12 protein-coding genes, 1 pseudogene and 1 riboswitch are annotated in these 18933 nt (G+C 73.7%); of the genes and pseudogenes, 6 read left to right on the top strand and 7 right to left on the bottom strand.

The annotated features are described in order from the left end of the window. Window positions 1-123: 123 nt before the first annotated feature. The 5 genes from xylA (at window position 124) to ABZ193_RS28480 (ending at window position 5967) form a co-directional block, all read left to right on the top strand. Entirely contained in the window at window positions 124-1302 is a 1179-nt protein-coding gene (gene xylA / locus ABZ193_RS28500; protein ID WP_020420518.1) for a xylose isomerase, read from the top strand. 48 nt (window positions 1303-1350) lie between these two features. After that, a complete protein-coding gene (locus tag ABZ193_RS28495; RefSeq protein WP_020420519.1) occupies window positions 1351-2550 on the top strand; it encodes an ROK family protein in 1200 nt (399 codons plus the stop codon). A 377-nt stretch (window positions 2551-2927) separates the two neighbouring features. Further along, window positions 2928-4535, top strand: coding sequence for a GAF domain-containing SpoIIE family protein phosphatase (locus ABZ193_RS28490; RefSeq protein ID WP_354712155.1), 1608 nt, complete (start codon window positions 2928-2930; stop codon window positions 4533-4535). A gap of 8 nt (window positions 4536-4543) precedes the next feature. Beyond that, entirely contained in the window at window positions 4544-5617 is a 1074-nt protein-coding gene (locus ABZ193_RS28485) for a B12-binding domain-containing protein (protein ID WP_354712154.1), read from the top strand. Continuing rightward, entirely contained in the window at window positions 5614-5967 is a 354-nt protein-coding gene (locus ABZ193_RS28480; protein WP_354712153.1) for an STAS domain-containing protein, read from the top strand. Before ABZ193_RS28485 ends, ABZ193_RS28480 begins: the two co-directional genes overlap by 4 nt. Window positions 5968-6339: 372 nt before the next feature. Here ABZ193_RS28480 and ABZ193_RS28475 read toward each other — a convergent pair whose 3' ends face one another. The 6 genes from ABZ193_RS28475 to ABZ193_RS28450 form a co-directional block, all read right to left on the bottom strand. Beyond that, a complete protein-coding gene (locus ABZ193_RS28475) occupies window positions 6340-7812 on the bottom strand; it encodes a sigma-70 family RNA polymerase sigma factor (RefSeq protein WP_354712152.1) in 1473 nt (490 codons plus the stop codon). A gap of 104 nt (window positions 7813-7916) precedes the next feature. Then, window positions 7917-9095, bottom strand: coding sequence for a 4-hydroxybenzoate 3-monooxygenase (locus ABZ193_RS28470; protein ID WP_354712151.1), 1179 nt, complete (start codon window positions 9093-9095; stop codon window positions 7917-7919). A gap of 403 nt (window positions 9096-9498) precedes the next feature. Further along, window positions 9499-9966: a DUF6292 family protein gene (locus ABZ193_RS28465; protein ID WP_020420525.1), complete on the bottom strand. Its 468-nt coding sequence runs from the start codon at window positions 9964-9966 to the stop codon at window positions 9499-9501. Window positions 9967-10034: 68 nt separating this feature from the next. Then, window positions 10035-10889 (bottom strand): hypothetical protein, encoded by an 855-nt coding sequence (locus tag ABZ193_RS28460; RefSeq protein WP_354712150.1) that lies wholly within the window; start codon window positions 10887-10889, stop codon window positions 10035-10037. Beyond that, window positions 10886-14494, bottom strand: a complete 3609-nt coding sequence (metH, locus tag ABZ193_RS28455) for a methionine synthase (protein ID WP_354712149.1) — start codon at window positions 14492-14494, stop codon at window positions 10886-10888. Before metH ends, ABZ193_RS28460 begins: the two co-directional genes overlap by 4 nt. 15 nt (window positions 14495-14509) lie before the next feature. After that, a riboswitch (S-adenosyl-L-homocysteine riboswitch) is annotated at window positions 14510-14587 on the bottom strand. A gap of 59 nt (window positions 14588-14646) precedes the next feature. Next, window positions 14647-16305 (bottom strand): hypothetical protein, encoded by a 1659-nt coding sequence (locus tag ABZ193_RS28450; RefSeq protein ID WP_354712148.1) that lies wholly within the window; start codon window positions 16303-16305, stop codon window positions 14647-14649. 487 nt (window positions 16306-16792) lie between these two features. Between ABZ193_RS28450 and ABZ193_RS28445 the strand changes: the two genes are divergently transcribed. Further along, the gene (locus ABZ193_RS28445; RefSeq protein WP_354712147.1) at window positions 16793-17800 is read left to right on the top strand and encodes an alcohol dehydrogenase catalytic domain-containing protein; all 1008 of its coding nucleotides are present in this window, start codon (window positions 16793-16795) and stop codon (window positions 17798-17800) included. 204 nt (window positions 17801-18004) lie between these two features. Here ABZ193_RS28445 and ABZ193_RS28440 read toward each other — a convergent pair. Beyond that, window positions 18005-18835: pseudogene (locus tag ABZ193_RS28440) on the bottom strand (winged helix DNA-binding domain-containing protein); the annotation flags it as partial. Window positions 18836-18933: the final 98 nt, after the last annotated feature.

The raw sequence follows: 18933 nt of genomic DNA, 5'->3' as shown, positions 1-18933 counted from the left end.
ATGTTCACGCCGAGGTGCCGGATGAACCGCTCGGTGGGGCCGAAGACCAGGCGGCGGGTGTTCGAGTGCAGCCCGTCCGCGCCGACCACCAGGTCCCGGAAAACAAAACCCGGAGGAGCTGCGATGGTGCGCCAACCGACCCCTGAGGACAAGTTCTCGTTCGGCCTGTGGACCGTGGGCTGGACCGGCACGGACCCCTTCGGCGGCCCGAGCCGCCCGGCGCTGGACCCGTGGGAGTACTCCGACAAGCTCGCCGAGCTGGGCGCCTGGGGCATCACCTTCCACGACAACGACGTCTTCCCCTTCGACGCCGACCTCGCCACGAAGCAGCGCCTCACCGGGCGGCTCAAGGACGCTGCCGACAAGGCCGGCCTGGTGATCGAGATGGTCACCACCAACACCTTCAGCCACCCGGTGTTCAAGGACGGCGGCCTGACCTCCAACGACCGCGGCGTGCGCCGGTTCGGGCTGCGCAAGGTGCTGCAGGCGGTCGACATCGCCGCCGAGATGGGCGCGAGCACGTTCGTCATGTGGGGCGGCCGCGAAGGCTCCGAGTACGACGGCTCGAAGGACCTCTACGCGGCGTTCGAGCGCTACAAGGAGGGCCTGGACACCGTCGCCGGCTACATCAAGTCGCAGGGCTACGGCCTGCGGATCGGCCTGGAGCCCAAGCCGAACGAGCCGCGCGGCGACATCTTCCTGCCGACCGTGGGCCACGCGCTGGCGCTGATCGCGCAGCTGGAGCACGGCGACATCGTCGGCCTCAACCCGGAGACCGGGCACGAGCAGATGGCCAACCTCAACTACACGCACGCGCTGGGCCAGGCGCTGTGGAGCGGCAAGCTGTTCCACATCGACCTCAACGGCCAGCGCGGCCTCAAGTACGACCAGGACCTGGTGTTTGGCCACGGCGACCTGATCTCCGCGTTCTTCACCGTGGACCTGCTGGAGAACGGCTTCCCCGGCTCCCCGGACGCGCCCCGCTACACCGGCCCGCGGCACTTCGACTACAAGCCCTCGCGCACCGAGTACCTGGACGGCATCTGGGACTCGGCGCGGGCGTGCATGTCGACCTACCTGATGCTGGCCGAGAAGGCGAAGGCCTTCCGCGAGGACCCGCGCGTCCGCGAGGCGTGGGACCGGGCGGGGATCCTCGAACTGGCCGAGCCGACGCTGGGCGCGGGCGAGTCGGTGGCGGACTTCCTGGCCGCCGACGACGGCTTCGACCCGGAGAAGGCCGCCCAGCGCGACTACGGGTTCGTCCAGCTGCAGCAGCTCGCGCTCGAGCACCTGATCGGCTGATTTCGTCCATCCGCTGGACGAAATCAGTGCGTCGTTAGGATCGCCGCCGTGACCGCCCTCGATCAGCAGACGAGCGCCCGCCAGTCCAGCCTCCGGGCGAGCAACCTGGCGCTGGTGGCGCGCACCGTGTGCGCGTCCGCCCGGCCGTTGTCGCGGGCGGACGTGGCGGCGGCGACCTCGATGACCCGCACCACCGCCACACGGCTGGCCGACGAGCTGGTCGCGGGCGGGGTGCTCGGCGAGATCGAGCCGGACGGCGGCGGCAGGCGCGGCCGTCCAGCCACTCCCCTGGTGCCCGGGTCCCGGCTGGCCGCGGTCGGGCTGCAGGTCAACGCCGGGTTCCTCGCCGTGCGGGTGGCCGACCTGCGCGGCCGCGTGGTCGCCGAGTCGCTGGAGTACGCCGACCTGGTGGAAAGCGATCCGGCGGCGACGCTGGACCGGCTGGGCGCGTTGTCCGCGCGGGTGCTGGCCGGGCTGCCCGAAGGCCTGCGGCTGGTCGGGGCGGGCCTGGCGCTGCCCGGCATCGTCGCGGCCGCCACCGGCACGCTGCTGCGCGCGCCGAACCTCGGCTGGTCCGGGGTGCGGCCCGCGGAGCTGCTCGACCCGGCCGCGGTGGCCGGGTTGCCGTTGCGGGTGGGCAACGAGGCCAGTCTCGCGGCCCGCACGGTCGCCGAGGTCGCGCCGGGGCGGCCGGGGCCGTTCCCGGACTTCGTGTACCTGTCGGGCGAGATCGGCATCGGCGGTGCGGCCGTCGTCGGCGGCGAGGTGATGGCCGGGCGGCACGGGTGGGCGGGCGAGATCGGGCATGTGTGCGTCGACCCGGCAGGCCCGGCCTGCCGCTGCGGGTCGACGGGCTGCCTGGAGACCTACGCCGGCCGGGACGCGCTGCTCGCCGCCGCCGGCCTGACGCCCGCGTCGACCCCGGCGCACCTGGCGGAGCTCGCCGCGTCGGGCGACGCGCGGGCACGGGAGGCGGTGACCGCGGCCGCACGGGCGCTCGGCGTGGCGCTGGCCGGGGTGATCAACGTGCTGGACATCCCGACGGTGGTGCTCGGCGGGCACCTGGCGCAGGTGGCGGACCTGCTGCGGCCGGAGCTGGAGAGCCGCCTGCGGGAACGCGTGCTGTCCGCGCGGTGGACGCCGCCCGCCATCCACGCGGCGAAGAACATTCCCGCCCCCGGCGCGACCGGCGCCGCGTACCGGGAACTGGCCGGGGTCCTCGCCGACCCGGCCCGCTGGCTCCCCTGACCGGCGCTGGTCCCGGATCGACCGTCCGGCCGGGCCCCGTTTACCCGCGACCGGCGCCGCCTGCCAGCAGCTGGCCGCGGTCCTCACCAACCCTGCCCGCTCGCTCCCCGGACCGGCGCTGGTCCAGCACCAACCCTCCACGCCAGCACCGGCCGACCACCAAGCCCGGTCTCCCCACGACCAGCACCGCACACCAGCAACTCCCCGCGGTCCTCACCAACCCTGCCCGCTCCCCTGACCACCACTGGTCCCGGATCGACCATCCGGCCCAGGTTGGTCACCGGGCCCGGTTTGCCCCCGTCCGGCGCGCTGGGGGAAGCTGATGCCGAGGCATCTCACCCACGTTCGAAGGGAGCGGGCACGCCGGCGCCCACGTCTTGACTGAATCCGACCGTCTCGTCTCCGCCTCCCCCGCCGGGATCGACGCGGGCTGGGACGGTGCGCCGTACCCCGCCCTGCTGGCCGCCCCGGACGGCACCGTCCACGCGGCCAACGAAGCCGCCCGTCTGCTGTTCCCCGCGCTGCGTCCCGGACGCGCGCTCGCCGACTGCGTCTCGGCCTGGCTGTGCGCCGCCCACACCGCCGGATCCGCTCTCGCGGCCGGCCGGGTCGACGACCGGACCTTCGACGCGCACCCGGTCCGGCAGCCGGAGGGACCGGTCATGTGGTGGCTCATGGAGACCACCGAGCTCCACGCGGCCCGCGAGGCGCTGCGCCGGGAACAGGAACGCACCGCCTTCCTCAGCGCGGCCTCGAACGCGCTGCTCGGGTCGCTCAACGTGCCCCGCAGCATGGAGGTGGCCGCCGAACTGTCCGCGGGCCACCTCGCCGACGCGGCGTGGATCGTCGCGCCGGGCAGGCGCGGCCGCTACTCCGCGGTCGTGTGCGTGCGCGGCGAGCGGCCCCGCCCGCTGACCCTGGAGATCGACCCGGACGAGCTGCCCGGGCTGGCCGAGGCGCTGCAGGGGTTCCCGCCGGTGCCGTCCCGCTGGATCGACCCGGCCCAGGCTCCGTCGTGGATCGTGCCGGAGGGGTTCGGCCAGGTCGGCTCGATCGTGGTGACCCCGCTGCCCGGCCACGGCGTGCCGGTGGGCGTGCTGATCCTGTTGCGGCGCACCGAACACCACGCCTTCACCGAGGACGAGGAGGTGTTCGCGCGCCTGTTCGCCGCCCGCTCCGGCGCGGCGATGTCCGCGGCGCGCCTGTTCGAACAGCAGAGCTCGATCACCGAGGTCCTCACCGAGGAGCTGCTGCCGCCGGTGCTGGAGCAGATCGGCGGGGTGGAGTTCGCCGGCGGCTACCGTCCGGCCCAGGACGCCGACCGGCTCGGCGGCGACTTCTACGACGTGCACCCGCTCGGGGAGGGCGAGTCGCTGGCCCTGCTCGGGGACGTGTGCGGCAAAGGGCTCGAAGCCGCCGTGCTCACCGGCAAGATCCGCAACACGCTGCAGGCCCTGCTGCCGATGGCGGACGACCACGGCCGCATGCTCCGGCTGCTGAACTCGTCGCTGCTCAGCTCGCACCACACGCGGTTCGCCACGCTGGCGCTGGCCTCGGCGTGCCGGCACGGCCAGGAGGTCCGGTTGCGGGTCACCAGCGCCGGGCACCTGCCGCCGCTGGTCGTCCGAGCCGACGGGACGGTCGAGGAGGTCGCCTGCCGCGGCAGCCTGATCGGCGTGCTTCCGGAGATCGAGGTCTCCAGCGAGGACGTCGTGCTGGCCCCCGGCGAGACCTGCCTGCTCTACACCGACGGCATCACCGAGGCGCGGGGCGGACCGCTCGGCGGCGAGATGTTCGGCGAGGCCCGGCTGCGCCGCGCGCTCGGGGAATGCGCCGGGATGCCCGCCGAGGCGGTCGTCGAGCGCGTGCAGATGCTCGCGACCGAATGGGTTGGCGCCGGTCAGCACGACGACATGGCCCTGCTCGCCATCACCGCCCCGCGCGGGCGGCACCTGACCGCCGTGCGCGGTCCCGGATCCCCGTAGGCGGCAGCATGAACAAGATCGTGACACAGCGCGCGGACACCACGGACCACGCCGAGCGGCTGTGGGACGCCGTCCTCGACGGCGACGAGTACACCGCCACCGACACGGTGCTGGCCGCGCTGCACGACGGCATCGGGCCGGAGGCCGTGCTGCTGGACGTCATCGGCGCGGTGCAGCGCCGGGTCGGGCACGAGTGGGCGGCCAACCGGATCAGCGTCGCGCAGGAGCACGCGGCGACGGCGATCAACGAGCGGGCGATCGTCCACCTCGTCCGGGAGGCGCCACGACCCCGGGTGACCCGCGGGCGCCTCACGGTGTCCTGTGTGGACGGTGAGTGGCACGCGCTGCCGGCGCGGCTGCTGGCCGAAGTGCTGACGCTGCGGGGGTTCCGGGTCGACTACCTGGGCGCGCAGGTGCCCACCCCGCACCTGATCACGCATCTGCACCGGATCGGGCCGGAGGCGGTCGCGCTGTCCGGTTCGCTGCCCACCCGGCTGCCCGCCGCGCACGCCACGATCAGCGCGTGCCAGGCCGCCGGAGTGCCGGTGATCGCCGGTGGCGCCGCGTTCGGCCCGGATGGCCGATGGGCGCGGCTGCTGGGCGCGGAGGCGTGGGCGCCCGACGCGCGTGCCGCCGCAGACCGGCTCGCGGACGACCCGCTGCCCCGGCCGCACGCCCCGCACCAGCTGATCGACGACCTGCCGCACCTGGCCGACCAGGAGTACACGCTGGTCCGCCGCAGCTCGCCGCAGCTGGTGCGTGCGGTGTACGCGGGGCTCGAGCAGCACGTGCCCGCGATGCGCGAGTACACCGAGCTGCAGCGCCAGTACACCACTGAGGACCTGGCGCACATCGTCGATTTCCTGTCGACGGCGCTCTACACCGGCGACGCCTCGCTGTTCACCGCGTTCCTGACCTGGACCGCCGACATCCTGGCCGCGCGCGGGGTGCCGCCGGCGTCGCTGATCCCGGCGCTGGACCTGCTGACCGGGGAGCTGCGGGACTTCCCGCGGGCGACGACGCTGCTGGCGCAGGCGCGGGAGGAGCTGGCCGGCCACCTCGGGACGGGCGGGCCGGGATGACCGAACCGCGGCCGCTGACGACGAGCTGGACGACCCCCGACGCCCGGACGCTGCACGGCGCCCTCGCCGGGAACCTGGACTACCACAGCGGCGACGGCCTGTTGAGCGAGGTGACCGCCCGGCTGGCCCCCGGCCTGCGCGACGTCCGGCTGGACTTCGGGTCGCTGGACTTCTGCGACTCCTACGGGCTGTCCACGCTGCTGATGATCGCGCGGCGGGTGCAGAGCGCCGGGGCGAACCTGCACCTGGACGACCGGCCGCCCGTGCTGGAGCGGCTGCTCGACATGACGCGCACGCTGGACTACCTGACGGCCCCGGCGCGAAAAGCCAGCCAGGGCGAGGCCGATTAGCGCCGGGGCGCACCGCTTGGACCCGAAGTGCTTGCGCGAGCGAGCCGGCTGCCTCCCACCCGCACCGCCCGGCAAGCCAACCGAACAGGCTCGCGCGGCGTGAGCAGCGCACCAGCCCCCACGGACCGCCGCCCCGCGCGCTACTCGGACCAGCCTCGCTGCGCGAGCACCGCACCGGCCGCCACGGTGCCACCCGCGAGCTACTCGGACCAGCCTCGCTGCGCGAGCCCCGGCCATAGGGGCCCGCTACTTACGATTTACTCGGACACGTCTCGCTGCGCGAACAGCGCACCAGCCACAACGGGCCGCCACCCGCGAGTTGCTCGGGCACGTCCTGCTTCGCGAGCAGCCGGGTGCGGGGCGGGCGGCCCGTCACTTCCGCGGCGACTTGCCGGGATTCCCCTTCGGCTCGGGATGTTCCGGCTTGGGCGGCTTCGGCTTGGCTGCCTTCGACGCGGCGGGCATGGCCTGGCCGGTCGCGCTCGTCGCCGCACCATTGCCCTTGACCTCGCCATTGCCCTTGCCGCCAGCGCCGCCCTTGGCCGCGCCACTGCTCTTGGCTCCGGCGCTGCTCTTGGCCCCGGCATTGCCCTTCGCTCCGGCGTTGCCCTTGGCCCCGGCATTGCTGTTGGCCTCGGCATTGCCCTTGGCCCCGGCACTGCCCTTGGCGCCACCATTGCCGTTGGATCCGGCGTTGTCCTTGGCCTCAGCGTTGCCCTTCGCCCCGGCGCTCCCCTTGGCCCCGGCACTGCCCTTCGCTCCGGCGTTGCTCCTGGCTACCGCGCCACCCTTGGGCTCGGCGTTGCCTTGGGCCCCGGCGTTGCCGTGCGCGGCTCCGTTGGCGTTCGGGGCGGCGTCCTTCGCCCGGCCGTTCTCGTTGGCCCCGGCGCCGGCCTGGGGAGCCCCAGCAGCAACACCCGGCACGGCAGGCCGCACCGGCGCCGCCGCGAGGGCCTCCGGCGCGGCCGCCCGGTCGGGCGCCACCACCGGCCCGGCGACCGCCGCGACCGCGGCCAGCGTCACGGCCGCGGCCATCTTCGAGATCGCCGCCACTCCGCCACCGGCGGCCACCGACGCCGCGGGCGCCCCGCCGCCACCGAGCAGTCTCCCGAGCAGCGGCAACAGCGCCAGCGCGGGCAGCCCGCCGTTGACCGTCTCCAGCACCGCCGCCACCCGGTGGCACTTGGGGCAGCCGGCCAGGTGCGCCGACACCGCCCGCCCCTGCCGCGCGGTCACCTTCCCGCGCGTCCACGCGCCCAGCCGCCGCCGCACGGTGCGGCAGTCCTCGGCGCGCGCCGCGGGCACGTGGGCCTGCAGGAACGCCTGCCGCAGCCCCTCACGGGCGCGCACCGCGAGCGCAGCGACCCCGTTGGCCGTCATGCCCAGCTCGGCGGCCAGCGCCGCGGGCCGGGTGCCCAGCATCTCGGTGTGCCACAGCACGTACCGCCAGCGCGGCGGCAGGGTTTCGAACGCCGAGAGCGCCACCTCGCCGGTGAGCCGGTCGATCACAATCTCCTCGACACCCGGCGTGCGCTCGTCGCGGCCGGCGGCCCACGGGTCGCACCGCTCGCGGCGGCGACCCCAGTCCATCGCCAGGTTACGCAGCGTCACGAGCAGGTAGGGCCGGAAGCGCTCGGCCGGGCCGGCGCCGTCCCGGATCGCGGCGAGCACCCGCAGGAACGATTCGGCCACCAGGTCGTCCACCTCGGACCGGTCCCGCCACATCATCGACGCCACCCGGCGCGCCGCGGGCAGGTGCCGCCGGAAGAGACGGTCGTAGGCGAGCAGGTCGCCCGCGCGGACCGCCTCGATCAGGTCGGCATCGACGTCCGTGTCCCCCGCCATGGTCCTCCTCGTCGCCCGGGCGCCCTTGCCCGAGGAGACTCCGCACTCGCGAGTTTCGTTACGGGGCAGCCTGCCACGCCGCGTGGATCACCGCACGGGATTGGTCAGAAATCGGCGGCTTTGCCGATGTAGATCTCGCTGAACGCGGCCGCGGCGGCGGGTGATCCGAGCAGGCGGCGCAGGCGGGCCTGTGCCAGCCGGGCGCGGAACGGGTCGGCGGGCGGGTCGACGGTGGAGCTGTGGAAGATGTCCGACAGCCACTGCGAGAACTCCTGGTACTGCCACACGCGGGCCAGGCAGGTGTCCGAGTAGCGGGCCAGCGGCCCGTCGTCGCCGCCGTAGTGGGCCTCGATCGCCTCAGCCAGGTGGAACGCGTCGTGCAGGGCGAGGTTAAGGCCCTTCGCCGCGATCGGCGCGACCAGGTGCGCCGACTCGCCCGCCAGGAACAGCCTGCCGCGGCACATCGGCTCGTGGACGTAGTTGTGCATGTCGAGGACGCGTTTCTCGATCAGCTCGCCCTCGACGAGCGGGCCGTCCGGCACCCCCAGCCGCTGGTGCAGCTCGGACCAGACGCGCTCGTGCGGCCAGTTGTCCTCGGAGTCGCCGGGCGGGCACTGCAGGTAGAAGCGCGTGACGGTGGGGGTGCGCGCCATGTGCGCGGCGAACCCGCGGGGGTGGATGCCGAACAGGACGCCGTCCGCACTGGGCGGCGCCTCGGCGAGCAGTGCCAGCCAGCCGATGCCGTAGTCGTGGGTCAGCAGGTCGCCTGCGAGGTGACGCCGCGTGACGCCCTGGGCGCCGTCGCAGCCGGCGATGAAGTCGCAGCCGAGCCGGCGGGCGGTGCCGTCGGCGGCGGTGAAGGTGACCGACGGTGTGGCCGATTCGATGTCGTGCAGGGCTACGTCCCGGACCTCGAACTCGATGTCGCCGCCCTTGTCGGCGTAGTGCGCGACCAGGTCGGTGACGAGCAGCTGCTGCGGGTAGACGAAGTGGCGCTGGCCGGCCCACTGCTCGTAGGAGAACGGGTGGCGGCCGTTTTCGAACCGGAACTCGAAGCGGCCCTGGCTCGGCGCGGTGGACAGCAGCTTGTCGGCCAGTCCGCGCTCGTCGAGCGCGCGCACGGCCCACTCCTCGATGAACCCGGCGCGCGGGCGGGCCTCGATGAAGGCGCGGGTCTGCTCCTCGAGCACCACGCAGTCGATTCCCCTGTCCCGCAACACGTTGGCGAGCCCCAGCCCGGCGGGCCCGGCCCCCACGACGACGACCCCGGTACGCGCGACCACGATTCCTCCCCAGGTGGTGGCGATTGCGGCAGTGTGCCGGAAAGTGCCCAGCACTGCAACGGTTTCCGGCGCGCTCGGGCGCCGGTGGCGGCCGCGGGGGTGCCGTGCCGGGGGTGTCGCCTGGGTCAGGGCCCGGGGTGCGCATCGGAAAATGCCGCCCCGTGGCAGCGAGCCACGGTGCCGCGCCAGAAGATGCCCCTTGGGTCAGCGGGCCAGGGGCCCTACCGGTAGATGCGCCCGGGCCAGCGAGCCGGGCTGCCGTACTGGGAGGTGCTGCCTGGCTCAGCGGGTCTCCGTGCCGAACCAGAAGGCGCCACCCCGCTCAGCGGGCCGCAGTGCCGAAGCAGAAAAGTGCCGCCAGGTCGTCGCGGCCGGGGTGTCGAACCGAACAGTGCCGCCCGGGTCAGCGGGCCGGGCCGCGGCGCGACTGCTCGACGGGCTGGCCGGGCCGCTGCGCAGGCCGGTCCTGGTACGGGATCGCGTAGGTGGCCAGGTGCTGGCGGACCGCGGCGCTGTCGGTGGTGCCCGCGGGCGCCGCGTCGGGGGCGCGGCCCTCGAAGACCTCGGCCACGAACCGGGCGACTTCGGCCGGTGGCGGCAGCAGCTCGGCGCCGTAGTAGCGGACCACGCTCAGCTCGTGCCCGGCCGTTGTCTCGATCGCCACCGCCCAGCCGTCGTGCTCGTTCCACACCAGGGCCGTGTCCTGCGCGGGGTGGTCGCGCAGCCGGTCGTCGAGCGCGAGGTAGGCGTACGCCGGCGGCGGGTCCAGGTGGGCGTAGTAGGCCTCGCCGCTGCAGCCCAGCTCCTCGGCGACGGTGTTGACGTATCGACGCAGCCCGGAGGCCGCCGCGTGCTCGTATTCCAGATGCATCTCACGCCCCGTTGAGTGAGTAGTCGGCCGTGTGGGCGGACTACCACCTGACCGGGTGACCAAAACCCTCAACCCACCACGCCGAGTCCCGTCGCCGCCTGGACCTCCAGCCGGACGAACCGCTCCTGAGGAACCGCCTCGACGGCGAAGTAGTCCGGCCGATCGCTCTCCAGTGCTTCCGGCTCGAGCCAGGTGAACGCCCGCAGCGCGCGGGACGCCGCCACCACGGCGTCGTGGGAACTCATCGACGTCCCGCCCACCGACGCGGCGACTTCGACCGTCCCGCTCGGCCTCCGTCTGGGTTCACCCACCTCGACGTCGTCCTCGGCGGGGAAGACCTGCTGCCGCAGGGTGCGCGCGACCCGCCGGACCCGCTCCCGGGCCGCGATGGCATCCGGTTCCGAGAGCTCGGCGACCACCAGGACCTGCACGGTGGTCGCGGCCTTCAAGGCGTCCAGGAATTCACGGCTCTCCTCCTCGGTCAGCCCGAGGGGCTCGACGCCGTCGAGGTCCGCGCCCTCCATCCCGAACGGGTCCCGCCCCCGCCCCACGTACACCGACAGGTCAGCCCCGGCCGGTGCTTCGATCCGCGCGTCGGGCACACACGCGAGCGGCCTGCCACGGGACTCGGTGATTTCGAGCAGTTCCGGGGGCACCCCGATGACGGGGAGCTGCGACCTGGCAACGCGCTGGATCGCGTCGAGCGTGCTTTCATCGGCACTCGTCCGCGTGCGGACCGCCACCCGCGCGTAGTAGCTGCCCGGCTGATCCCCGTCGACCGGGCCGACCTCGATCCCCCAGGCCCCGAGGTCGGCGACCAGCCGCCGGCACCCGTCCATCGCGGCGGCCAGATCTCGCGCGCGGAACCACAGCTGCAGGTCGGTGACCACATCCGTGTCGCGGAGCTCCTCGGAGATCATCACTCCGCGGGATCGTAGTCCAGGTTGGGCCGCAACCACTTCTCGATTTCCGGCTGTGGCAGTCCGCGTCGCCGGGCGTAGTCGGTCACCTGGTCGCGTCCGAGGCGCCCCACGGTGAAGTAGCGGGACTCCGGGTGGGCGAAGATCAGCCCGCTCACGCTGGCCGCCGGGGTCATCGCGAACGACTCGGTGAGCCCGAGGCCCAGGTCCGAAGCCCGCAGCAGGTCGAACAGCTCCCGCTTCTGGCTGTGGTCCGGGCTCGCCGGGTAGCCGAGCGCGGGGCGTATCCCGCGGAACCGCTCGGCGTGCAGGTCCGCCAGCGACGGCTGCGCGTCCGGCTCGAACCACTCCCGCCGGGCCTCCAGGTGGATGTACTCCGCGAACGCCTCGGCCAAGCGGTCGGCCAGCGCCTTCACCATGATCGCGCGGTAGTCGTCGTTCTGGGACTCGTAGTGGCGCGCCAGCTCCTCGGCCCCGTGCACGGTCACCGCGAACCCGCCGAGGTGGTCCCCCGCCGGCGCCACGTAGTCGGCCAGGCAGCGGTTCGCGCGTCCGTCCGGTTTGGACGTCTGCTGGCGCAGCATCGGGAACCGCACACCGTTTTCCAGCACGATGTCGTCGCCCTCGCTGTGCGCGGGCCAGAAGCCGTAGGCGCCGCGGGCCTCCAGTAGCTCCTGCGCGACGATCTCGTCGAGCAGCGTGTTCGCGTCGTCGAACAGCTCGCGCGCCACCGGCTGGTCCAGGATCGCCGGGTACTTGCCCTTGAGCTCCCACGCCAGGAACAGGAACTGCCAGTCGATCATCTCGCGCAGCGCGGGCAGCCCGGGCGAGACCGTGCGCACCCCGGTGAACGACGGCACCGGCAGGTCGTCGAAGGACACCCGCTCCGGGTTGGCGCGCGCCTGCTCCAGCGTGAGCATCGGGCGGCGCTGCTTGCCTGCGTGCTGCTCGCGCAACCGTTCCTGCTCCGCGCGGTTCGCCGTGTCCAGCGCTGCCGCGCGGTCGGTGTCGAGCAGGTCCGACACGACCCCGACGACCCGCGACGCGTCCAGCACGTGCACCGTCGTGTGGTCGTAGGCCGGCGCGATCCGCACCGCCGTGTGCTGCCGGGACGTGGTCGCGCCCCCGATCAGCAGCGGGATCTTCAGCCCGCGCCGCTGCATCTCCGTCGCGACCGACACCATCTCGTCCAGCGACGGGGTGATCAGCCCGGACAGGCCGATCGCGTCGGCGTTCTCGGCGACCGCGGTGTCCAGGATCTTCGCCGCGGGCACCATCACGCCGAGGTCGATCACCTCGTAGTTGTTGCAGCCCAGCACGACGCCGACGATGTTCTTGCCGATGTCGTGCACATCGCCCTTCACGGTGGCCAGCACGATCTTGCCCTGGCCGCGCTCGGTGCTCACCTGCCCGGACCGGCGCAGCTCCTCCTTCTCGGCCTCCATGAACGGCTCGAGGTAGGCCACCGACCGCTTCATCACGCGCGCGCTCTTGACCACCTGCGGCAGGAACATCTTGCCCGAGCCGAACAGGTCGCCGACGGTCTTCATGCCGTCCATCAGCGGGCCCTCGATGACCTCCAGCGGCCGCGCGAAGTTCTGCCGCGCCTCCTCGGTGTCGTCCTCGATGTAGTCGACGATGCCGTGCACCAGCGCGTGCCGCAGCCGCTCGGCCACCGGCGCCTCGCGCCACGACAGGTCCACCACCCGCTTGCGGCCCTGGCCGCGGACCGTCTCGGCGAACTCGACCAGCCGGTCGGTGGCGTCCTCGCGGCGGTCGAACAGCACGTCCTCGACCAGTTCCAGCAGGTCGGCGGGGATGTCCTCGTAGACGGTGAGCTGGCCGGCGTTGACGATGCCCATGTCCAGCCCGGCGCGCACCGCGTGGAACAGGAACGCCGAGTGCATCGCCTCGCGCACGACGTCGTTGCCGCGGAAGGAGAACGACAGGTTCGAGATGCCGCCGCTGGTGCGCGCGCCCGGGCAGCGCTGCTTGATCAGCGGCAGCGCCTCGATGAACGCCTTGGCGTAGCCGTTGTGCTCGGCGATGCCGGTCGCGACGGCCAGCACGTTGGGGTCGAACACGATGTCCTCGGGCGGGAACCCGGCCTCGCGCGTGAGCAGGTCGTAGGCGCGGGCGCAGATCTCCACCTTGCGCTCGGTGGTGTCGGCCTGGCCCTTCTCGTCGAAGGCCATCACGACGACACCGGCGCCGTAGTCGCGGATGCGGCGGGCCTGGCGCAGGAACTGCTCCTCGCCCTCCTTGAGGCTGATCGAGTTGACCACGCCCTTGCCCTGCACGCACTTGAGCCCGGCCTCCAGCACGCTCCACCGCGAGCTGTCGACCATGATCGGGATGCGGGCCACCTCCGGTTCGGTGGCGATCAGGTTGAGGAACGTCGTCATCGCGTGCTCGGAGTCGAGCAGGTCGGCGTCCATGTTGACGTCGAGCAGGTTGGCGCCGCCGCGGACCTGGTCCAGCGCGACGTCGACGGCGGCCTGGTAGTCGCCGGACTCGATCAGCCGCCGGAACTTGGCCGAGCCGGTGACGTTGGTGCGCTCGCCGATCATCACGAACCCGGTGTCGGCGCCGATCTCGAACGGCTCCAGCCCGCTGAACCGGGTGCTGGTGCGCGGCGGCGGCACCTCGCGCGGGGCCGCGCCGGACACCGCCTGGGCGATCTTGGCGATGTGCTCGGGGCCGGTGCCGCAGCAGCCGCCGACGATGTTGACCATGCCGCTGCCGGCGAACTCGCCCAGCATGCGGGCGGTCTCGTCCGGAGTCTGGTCGTAGCCGCCGAAGGCGTTGGGCAGGCCGGCGTTGGGGTGGCAGGCGACGTAGGTGCCCGCCAGGCGGGACAGCTGCTCGACGTGCGGGCGCATTTCCTCGGCGCCCAGCGAGCAGTTCACGCCCACGACCAGCGGGTGGGCGTGCTCGATCGCGCTCCAGAACGCCTCGACGGTCTGGCCGGACAGGGTGCGGCCGGACAGGTCGACGATCGTCACCGAGATCCACAGCGGCAGGTGCGGGGCGACGTCGCGGGCCGCGGCGATGGCGGCCTTCGCGTTGAGGGTGTCGAAGATCGTCTCGATGAGCAGCAGGTCGACGCCGCCCTCGGCCAGTGCGGCGATCTGCTCGGCGTAGGCGCCGCGGACCTCGTCGAAGGTGACCGCGCGGTAGGCGGGCTCGTCGACCTTCGGGGAGAGGGACAGGGTGACGTTCAGCGGCCCGATGGAGCCGGCCACGAACCTGCCGCCTGCTTCGTCGGCGGCCTGGCGGGCCAGCTGGGCGCCGCGCACGTTCATCTCGCGGACGAGGTGCTGCAGGCCGTAGTCGGCCTGGCCGATGCTCGTCGCGGTGAACGTGTTGGTCGTGGTGATGTCCGCGCCCGCGGCGAGGTACTGCCGGTGCACGTCGAGGATCAGGTCGGGGCGCGTGAGGTTGAGCAGGTCCGGGTCGCCGGTGACGTCCTGAGGGTGGTCGCCGATCACGTCGCCGCGGTAGTCGGCCGGGGTGAGGCCCGCGCCCTGCAGCATCGTGCCCCAGGCGCCGTCGAGGACGGCCACCCGGTCGCTCAGGATCTCCCGCAGAGCCTTCGTCGTGTCCACCGGCGCCCTCCCAACTGTCGGGAGGCGCCCTTGTTGCGGTTCACGGGGGCCGAGCGTGGCGGACCTGGGTCCGTTGCAGCGCCTCTCGGCCTGGCGAACACAGTACTGGACGCCCCTCCGCGGCACCAAAACCGTTCCCGCGATGTGGACCGTCAGCCGAGAGCGAAGCGCGTCAGGTTCGCCGCCACCGGTTCGGCTTCGCCGGTGTTCCGGCGCGCCGCCGCGGTGAGGACGTCCAGGTGCTGGTACCCGGGCGCCAGCACGGTCTCCCCCGTCGCAGGCTCGCCGCGGGGCGCGATCAGGCCGTCGCCGGCGAGGAGGTTGATCGTGGGGTGCGCCGTGATGCCCTCGGGGTGCCGCACGTGGGCGCGGATCTCCGCCGCGCCGGCCTGGCTGATGTCGGTCACCAGCTTCGACGGGAAGTACTGCTCGGTGAAGTCCAGCGGGTGCTCGGCGAGGCTGCGGGCCAGGTCGGCGATCGCGGTGACCTCCTTCGCCGGGGTGGTGAACGGCGCGCCATGGCGGTCGCGCGCCACGGTGGCGTCGATGTCGTCGTAGTCGCGCCACGTGTAATCCGCGGACGGGTCCACCGGCACGGCCAGCGGGTCGACGCCGAGCGCGCCGGTCGTCCCGGCCGGCTCGTGCGGCAGCGGGAAGTCCTTGTCCGCCACCGGACCGCCGCCAAAGAAGCCTGTGCTGGCCTGCAGGAACGCCAGCGGCTGCGAGTTGTCGTCGAGCAGCGCGCCCAGCGCGGTCGCGTTCGTGATGGCGAAGTCCCAGATCGACGGGATCCCGGTCGCGAACGCCACCGCGTCCCGCGAGAACAGCAGCCGGTCGGTGGTCTCCAGGTTCGCGTTCGACGGGAGGTAGGACGCCAGGTCCGACGGCCCGTCCGGGTCGACGTCGGCGGCCAGCCCGGCCACCCCGAGCAGGTTCATCGTCTCCGCGTTGATCAGCACCGGCAGGTTCAGCGCCCGCGGCAGCAGCCCGGACGCCAGCCCGGCGTGCGTCGCGGCGTAGCCGAGGTCGTCGGCGCCGATCGCGTCCGGCAACCCGCTGAGCGAGCCCAGCGACGTGGAGATCGCCGAGTCGAGCGCGAAGTAGCCGGCGCACTGCGTGTGACCGGGTGTGCCGTCGAAGTCCCACGACGCGAAGAACCCGGTGAGCGTCCCGCCCAACGAGTGCCCGCCGCACAGCACCTTCGACGCCCGCACGGCCGGGTCGGGCAGCTCGCGGACCATCAGGTCGTACTGGTCGCGCAGCGTCTGCTCCAGCCCGAGGTGCGCGAGCCAGCCCAGGCGGTCGTTGCCGAGGTAGCCGGCGAACCGCCTGCCGTCGACCTCGGCGCCGCGGTAGTAGTAGTCGACGGCGACGTGCGGGTCGCGGGCCGCGAGCCCGGCCGCGAGCCCGGTGTGGTCCTCCAGGCAGTTCGACCGCCGGTCCAGGGCCCAGAACTCGATGTGCCGCCCTTGCCGCGCGGCGTTCCGCACGGTGTGGCGGGCCAGGTTGTCGAACGCCCCGGCGCCTTCGAGCACCCCGGGCTGGGCGATCAGGATCCGGTCCGCCCGCGCGGCGTCGGCGGGACCGGCGGCATCGCGGTACCGCAGGTAGGACAGCCAGTCGCACGCCTCCGGGTGCGGGCCGGCCGAATCCGGCAGCGGCACCCGCACCCGCACCACCGACTCGGCGACCGTGGTGACCGGCGAGCTCGTCACGACCGGTGCCTCCGTCCGGTCGGCCGCCGCCGCGGCGGTGATTCCCGGCACGGACGAGATGAGCAGCGTCGCGGCCACAACCAGGGGAAATCGCACGAAACGCGAGGCTAGGAGCCCGGCGGCGGGCGCGGCAACGGCCGGCGCGGAACTTGTCACCGCGATGCGGAATCGACGCGTCGTGGTTGGCACCAGGCGGGAACCCCGATCGGCGAACGGGCGAGAAGACCGGATGCGGGTGACGGCGCGGCGGCCCCGGGGTCACCGGGGCGCTCGCCGGGCAGATCGCCCAGCACCGCGGCTGCCGGTCACAGCGCGGAACAAAGAACGGCGGGCCGGCTTCCCCAAGCCGGCCCGCCGTCGGAGACCGCCTGCCCTGTGGCCCCGACCGGCCGGGCATCGACCTCCCGCGGGCGCCATCCCCCGACGGAACCCGCTTTCCCCGCCGTGCGGTGCCCCGAGCACCCGCACGTGCTCCTCCAGTATGCGCCCGGGAAGACCGTTCCTGGCAAGGCGGAAGTCCTCAAAGTGAGGACTTTGTGCCCATTGCCGTCCACAGTGGATCTTCCCGGCTAGGCTCGGGGCCATGCGCGCGTTCGTGGTCACCGCTCCCGGCGAGGGCGGCGTGGTCGAGGTCGAGCCGCCGTCCGCCGCGCCGGGCGAGGTGGTCGTCGCCGTGGCGCGGGCCGGGATCTGCGGCACCGACGCGGAGTTCTTCGACGGCAGCATGCCCTACCTGCACGACGGGCACGCCCGGTATCCCATGCGGCTGGGGCACGAGTGGTGCGGCACGGTCGTGGAATCCGGCGACGGCGTCGACCCGGCCTGGATCGGCAGGCGGGTCACCGGGGACACGATGCTCGGCTGCCGCGCCTGCCGCCGGTGCCGCGGCGGCCGCCAGCACCTGTGCGAGACCCGCACCGAGATCGGGATCCGCGGCGGGCGGCCGGGCGCGCTGGCCGAACGCCTCGCCGTGCCGGTGACCGCGCTGCACCCGCTGCCGGACGCGGTCGGGGCGGCCGCGGGGGCGATGGTCGAGCCGGGCGGCAACGCGCTGCGTGCGGTGCGTGGCGCGGATCCGCGCCGCGGCGACCGGGTGCTCGTCCTCGGCCCGGGCACGATCGGCCTGCTGTGCGCGATGTTCGCCCGCGCGGCCGGCGCGGAGGTGCACCTGCTGGGCGCCACCGCCGCGTCACTGGAGTTCGCCCGCTCGCTCGGTTTCCGCGACGCCTGGTCCCCGGACCGCTTGCCGGAGCTGCCGTTCGACGCGGTGATCGACGCGTCCGGGGCGCCGGAGCTGCCTGCCAGGGCGGTGGAACTGGTCGAGCCGGGCGGCCGGGTCGTCTACATCGGCCTGGCCGGGCGGCCGAGCCTGCTCGACACGCGCCTGCTGGCGTTGAAGGACGTCACCGCGGTCGGCGTGCTCTCGGCCTCCCCCGGCCTGGCCGGGACGATCGAGCAGTACGCCAGCGGCGCGGTCGACCCGGTGCCGCTGGTCGCCGCGACCGTCGGGCTCGGCGAGGTGGCCGCGGTGCTCGCCGGTGAGCGGCCCGCGGGCGGCGCGCCGAAGATCCACGTCGATCCGCGCCGCTGACCTCAGGCGTGCGCGCCGACGGTGACCGGCCCGATGGTCAGCCGCGGCTCGCGGCCGAGGACTTCCCCCAGCCGGGTCACCTGTTCGTCCAGCTCGCGCCGGTGCGCGGCGCTCAGCGGCGCGAACGGTTCGACGGTGAGGTGGACCGCGGCCGGAGCGGCGCTGGTGCCACACCCCGCCTGCCACGCCGTCGACGAGCAGCACCGGGAAGTTGCCCGCCTGCCCGCGGGCGAGGCACCGGTGCGCGGCCGCGCCGGGGAAGAGCAGTTCCCGCGGGAAGCTGCCGACGACGTGGGCGTCGAAGAGTGGCAGCAGCCGCAGCGCGGGCGCCGTCCGCCTACCCGGCAGGGTGTCGTCGGCGTTCAGCCACATGCGCTCGCCGTCGAGGTCGACCGGGCGCAGGCCGGCGCGGGCGAACAACGCCGACGCCCACTCCACCGGAGCGGACAGCCAGCGCGCGAAGTGCTGGGGCGTGGCCGGTCCGTAGGCGTGCAGGTAACGCGCGAGCACGCCGGTCAGCGCGGGTTCGGTCTCTTCCGGCCGGAACCCGGGCAGCCACCGGCGCGGGCTGGTGTAGGTGACCTGCCGCCCGCGGTCGCGGCCGAAGCACAGCGCGCCCCGGTGCGCGGCCGTCGCCAGTGCCTGGCGCCAGCGCGGCCAGAACCCCTGGAACGCCGGCATGACGAGGTCACCCGCCCACGGGCCGACACGGTCGACGACCGCGCCGGTGAGTTCGTCGGCGGTCAGTTCGGCGTCGGCGAGCGCGTCCGCGACGGCCTCGACGATGCGATCGGTCTGCTCGTCGGTGAGCCGCACCGCGGGCGGCATGGTCGAACGCTGCGGGACCGCGGGCAGCGCACCGGTCCACAGCGCCAGATCCCGCGCCGGCAGCAGGTGCACAGTGCCGCGCGGGCCGAACGTGCGGATCAGCGTGTGGTCGGCGACCGCATCGCGAACGTCGTCCGCGGTGCCGCTGGTGCGCAGGGCGACCGACACCTCCGCGGCGGTGCGGACCTGGGCGTGCGCGCCGCACATCGCGGCGACGGCGTTCGCCGGGCTCGCCGCGGGGCGGGACAGGAAGTGCCGGTCGAGGCGGCGGGCTTGGACGGCGGTCCACGAAACGCGGTCGGTCA

Source organism: Amycolatopsis sp. NPDC006125 (assembly GCF_040614195.1).
Classification (GTDB): Bacteria; Actinomycetota; Actinomycetes; order Mycobacteriales; family Pseudonocardiaceae; genus Amycolatopsis_E; species Amycolatopsis_E tucumanensis.
The sequence above is the reverse complement of the archived record's forward strand: the minus strand, read 5'-3'. Positions and strand labels throughout refer to the sequence as shown.

What these genes read in the sequence shown, in the direction of transcription:
- xylA (WP_020420518.1), top strand. Translation starts at nt 124, where the DNA reads ATGGTGCGCCAACCGACCCCTGAGGACAAGTTCTCGTTCGGCCTGTGG.
- ABZ193_RS28485 (WP_354712154.1), top strand. Translation starts at nt 4,544, where the DNA reads ATGAACAAGATCGTGACACAGCGCGCGGACACCACGGACCACGCCGAG.
- ABZ193_RS28480 (WP_354712153.1), top strand. Translation starts at nt 5,614, where the DNA reads ATGACCGAACCGCGGCCGCTGACGACGAGCTGGACGACCCCCGACGCC.
- ABZ193_RS28475 (WP_354712152.1), bottom strand. Translation starts at nt 7,812, where the DNA reads ATGGCGGGGGACACGGACGTCGATGCCGACCTGATCGAGGCGGTCCGC.
- ABZ193_RS28465 (WP_020420525.1), bottom strand. Translation starts at nt 9,966, where the DNA reads ATGCATCTGGAATACGAGCACGCGGCGGCCTCCGGGCTGCGTCGATAC.
- ABZ193_RS28445 (WP_354712147.1), top strand. Translation starts at nt 16,793, where the DNA reads ATGCGCGCGTTCGTGGTCACCGCTCCCGGCGAGGGCGGCGTGGTCGAG.